The organism is Acidovorax sp. KPB24-03 (assembly GCF_057546605.1).
This window is the reverse complement of sequence record NZ_BAAJYR010000318.1, coordinates 1-4,130: the sequence shown is the minus strand read 5'-3', so window position 1 is coordinate 4,130 and position 4,130 is coordinate 1. Positions and strand designations below refer to the sequence as shown.

At 71.1% G+C, this 4,130-nt stretch carries 5 protein-coding genes; 2 read left to right on the top strand and 3 right to left on the bottom strand.

The window, feature by feature from the left end:
* Both AC27KI_RS20005 and AC27KI_RS20000 read left to right on the top strand, forming a co-directional pair.
* Window positions 1-87 (top strand): DUF3649 domain-containing protein (locus tag AC27KI_RS20005; protein ID WP_487090715.1); only part of this gene is annotated, 87 nt, incomplete at its 5' end.
* A 27-nt stretch (window positions 88-114) separates the two neighbouring features.
* On the top strand, window positions 115-981 hold the full coding sequence (locus AC27KI_RS20000) for an alpha/beta hydrolase (RefSeq protein WP_487115443.1): 867 nt from the start codon (window positions 115-117) through the stop codon (window positions 979-981).
* Window positions 982-1,057: 76 nt separating this feature from the next.
* Here the strand turns inward: AC27KI_RS20000 and AC27KI_RS19995 are convergent, their stop codons facing one another.
* The 3 genes from AC27KI_RS19995 to AC27KI_RS19985 all read right to left on the bottom strand — a co-directional run.
* Window positions 1,058-1,816 carry a hypothetical protein gene (locus tag AC27KI_RS19995; protein WP_487090713.1) on the bottom strand — a complete coding sequence of 253 codons (759 nt, stop codon included), beginning with the start codon at window positions 1,814-1,816 and terminating at the stop codon, window positions 1,058-1,060.
* 121 nt (window positions 1,817-1,937) lie between these two features.
* A complete protein-coding gene (locus AC27KI_RS19990) occupies window positions 1,938-2,435 on the bottom strand; it encodes an EVE domain-containing protein (RefSeq protein WP_487090712.1) in 498 nt (165 codons plus the stop codon).
* Between the two features lie 132 nt (window positions 2,436-2,567).
* A partial coding sequence (locus tag AC27KI_RS19985; protein WP_487115441.1) for a DEAD/DEAH box helicase occupies window positions 2,568-4,130 on the bottom strand: 1,563 nt, incomplete at its 5' end.

The following is a 4,130-nucleotide window of genomic DNA, read 5'->3' as shown; positions in this document are numbered from 1 at the left end:
TTCTGCGCGCGCAGCGCGGCGCGGGCCTGGCTGGGCCTGGGCGTGGCGGCAGCGCCCTGCGTTGGACTGCTTTGGTGGTGGCGGTGACCCCATGGGCCGCTAGCATCGCTGCCCATGCAACGTCGAAGAATCCTCGCGGCACTCGCTGCCGCCTTTTTGTGCCTCGCGGTTTGGCTCGGTGCGGGCGAAGTCCTGAGCCATCCGCACCACCGGCCCGTGGGCGCGGCCCCGGGCGATCTGCCCGCGAGTCCGGTGCGGTTCGATACCGTCACGGGCCAGTCCCTTGCGGGCTGGCTGGTCCGTGGCGATGCCGGGGCCGGGGCGGTGCTGCTTTTGCATGGCATCGGTGCGGACCGGCGGCAGATGCTGGGCCGGGCCCGTTTTCTCCATCGCCTGAGCTATTCGGTGCTGCTCATCGATCTGCCCGCCCATGGCGAGAGCGCCGGGGACCGGGTGACTTTCGGCTGGAACGAATCGCAAGGCGTGGCGGCGGCCCTGGACTACCTTTCCGACGCGCTGCCCGACGAGAAGATCGGTGTGATCGGCGCATCGCTCGGGGCGGCCTCGCTCGTGCTGTCCCGGCCCGACGTGTCCCTGGAGGCCGTCGTGCTGGAGTCGATGTTCCCCACGATCGAAGACGCGGTCTCCGACCGCCTGGCGATGTACCTGGGGCCGGCGGGCCGGTGGCTCACGCCGCTGCTGCTGTGGCAGCTTCCCGTGCGGCTGGGCGTTTCCGCGGATCAGCTGCGGCCCATCGCCGACCTGCCGTCGCTGCACGTGCCGCTGCTGATCGCGGCCGGATCGGAGGACCGACACACCCCCCTGGCGGAAACCCGGCGCATCTACGCGGCGGCCGACGACCCGAAGGCGTTGTGGGTGGTCGATGGTGCGGCGCATGTCGATCTGCATGCGTTCGATCCGCCGGCCTACGAGGCGCGGATTTCGGCGTTCCTCGCGAAACACCTGCGCGATAGCGAATGAGGCGGTGCGCCGTGCCGGGCGGATCTCGTGCGTGACGGGGGGGCGAGCGGGCAGGGGAGCGCTGCCTCATCCCCCTTCAGTGCCCGCTGGCGGCTGTCGTGGCGGACCCTCCGTTGTCGGCCGGGTCACCACCAGGCGCGTGGTGCGCCATTCCCATCCCGCCGCCGTTCCCGCTTTCGCCCATCCCACCGCCGGCGCCGCCCCCACTGCCTCGCACACCGCCATCGGCATTGGCGCGCCGGGCGCCCGCGCCACCGCTTCCTCCGGGCCGCAGCGGCCCCTGCACGGGAATCGGCACGTGCTCCGCAATCGGTTCCAGGTCCAGCGCCGCCCGAATGAACTGCCGCAGGGACACCACCAGCTGCGCCGTTTCGATGCTGCGGCCGGCCACCATGTCCTGCGCGGCCTGGGCGGCGAGTTGGACCTGCTCCTCGGTGCCCAGCAGGATCACGTCGGACAGCGCGGCCTCCACCGCATCGCGCATGCGGCGTTGGCGCTCGGTGCTGGTCAGCGGTGCCAGCGCCTCTTCCACGGTGGCCGGATCGCCTTCGGCAGGGGGCGGCGATGGCGTTGGGCTGCCAGCCGGCCGGCGCAGGTCGCGCATGTGCGTCGGGCTCACCTGCAACTGCCCGGTGAACGAGCCGCCCAAGGTCTTGTAGGCGGCGATCAGGGTCTTGAGCCGCTCGTTGATCTGCCGGTTTTCGCGTTGCTGGCGGCGCTGGATGGTCTGCATGAAGACGAGCCGGATGCCCACCATGAGCAGTGAGGCCAGCAGCAGCCCCAACGCGGTGGTGAGCAGGGTGTGCCAGGAACTGAAGTCGAGCATGTTGCGCATGGCGGACGCGGGGCGCTGGCGCCACCGCGAAAGGGGAGTGAAGGGCAGGCCATGATAGGCACGGGCACTAGGTGCTGCACCCGTGGCCGGGCGGCACCTTTGGGCCCTCGCAGGGCGCGGCTCAGACGGGCGGCGCTGCGTCCAGCATTTCGACGACCCGCTTCCAGTCCGCCGCATCGACCGGCGTGATGGACAGGCGGCTGCCTTTTTGCAGCACCTGCAGGCCGGCCAGTTCCGGCCGGGCGCGCAATTCGGCCAGGGGCAGCAGGCGGGTCTTGCGCAGTGCCTGCACGTCCAGCAGCAGCCACCGCGGTTGGTCCGGGCGGGATTTGGGGTCGTGGTAGGGCGATTCGGGGTCGAACTGCGTCGGGTCCGGCCGGGTGGCGGAGGCCACGCGCGCCAGGCCGGCAATGCCCGGCTCCGGACAGCTGGAGTGATAGAACAGCACGCCGTCGCCCACCTGCATGCCGTCGCGCATGAAGTTGCGCGCCTGGTAGTTGCGCACGCCGGTCCAGGGCACGGTGGCATCCGGGGCGGCCAGGGCGTCGTCGATGGAGCATTCCTGCGGCTCGGACTTCATGAGCCAGTAGCGGGGTTCGGGGTGCGGGGTCGTCGTCATGGCGCCATTCTGGCGGGATGCGGCGCAAGGATCGAGCCCTTCCTGCCGCCAGAGGGTCGTTGCTATTTATTTAATAGCAATGAAGGCATGATTAACTAAGGCATGGGGCCAAAAACACCCTTATTCGCGAATTCACCGCATGCTCGCCGGCCCCGTGCCGCCCCACCGGATCGCATCGTGCGCCGGGATGGCCAGTGGGTTGTCCTGGGGTTCCGACAAGGGGGCGAGCAGGGCGTTCAGGTCCGCCTCGCTGAACTTGGCCGCACCCGCGGCGTCGTGCCCCAGCACCCCCTGCGCCAGCGCCTGCTTGCGGGCCTGCAGTTCCAGCATGCGTTCCTCGATGCTGCCTTCCACCACGATCTTGTAGACGAACACCGGCTGGTCCTGCCCGATGCGGTGGGCACGGGCGGTGGCCTGCTCCTCCACGGCGGGGTTCCACCAGGGATCCAGGTGGATCACCGTGTCGGCGGCGGTCAGGTTCAGGCCCACGCCGCCGGCCTTGAGGCTGGCCAGCAGGACGGGCGGCGCGCCGGCATCGCCGCGGTCCTGGAAGCGCCGCACCACGGCGCCGCGCGCGCGGGGCGGGGTGTCTCCGGTCAGCGCGAGGAAGGGCAGGGCGAGCGTCTCCAGCGTTTCGGCCACCAGGGCGAGCATTTCGGTGAACTGCGAGAACACCAGCACGCGGCGCCCTTGCGCGACCAGGGCGGGCAGCGCGTCGGCCAGCCATTCGAGCTTGGCGCGCTCCATGGTGGCGGGCTGCGCCCGGGCGGCCTCGCTGCCCTTGACCAGGCGCGGATCGCAGCACACCTGCCGCAGCTTGAGCAGCGCATCCAGCAGGGTGATCTGTGCGCCGTCGAAGCTCTGGCGCTGCAGCACGCGGCGCACCTGCTTGTCGGCGGCGGCACGCACCGCTTCGTACAGCTCGCGCTGGCGGCCCTGCAGCGGCAGCCGCAGCACGACGTCGGTGCGCGGCGGCAGTTCGGTGGCCACGTCCTGCTTGCGGCGGCGCAGGATGAACGGGCGCACGCGCCGGGCCAGCACCTCGGCCCGCAGGGTTTCGCCGTTCTCCTCGATGGGCTTGCGCCAGCGCTGGGAGAAGCTGCGCGCATCGCCCAGAAAGCCGGGCATGAGGAAGTCGAACTGCGCCCACAGCTCGCCCAGGTGGTTCTCCAGCGGCGTGCCGGTCAGGCAAAGCAGATGCGCAGCGTTCAGGCGCCGCAGGGCGCGGGCGCTGCGGCTGCCGGCGTTCTTGACCATCTGCGCCTCGTCCAGGATCAGCAGGTGCCACGGCTGCGCGGCCAGCGCGTCGATGTCGCGCCACACCAGCGGGTAGGTCGTCAGCACCAGGTCGTGCTGGCCGATGCGGGCAAAACGCTCGCGCCGGTCCGCGCCGTGCAGGCTGAGCACGCGCAGGCCCGGGGCCATGCGCTGCGCCTCCGCCTGCCAGTTGAAGACGAGCGAGGTGGGCAGCACCACCAGCGCAGGGTGCGCCAGCCGGCCCGCTTCCTTTTCGGCGAGGACATGGGCCAGCGCCTGCGCGGTTTTCCCCAGGCCCATGTCGTCGGCCAGGATGCCGCCCAGCCCTTGGGCGCGCAGGTATTGCAGCCATGCGAGGCCGTCGAGCTGGTACGGCCGCAGCGGCACCTGCAGCCCGGCCGGCGCGGCCACGGGCGCGGGCGTGCCGATGGCCTTCAG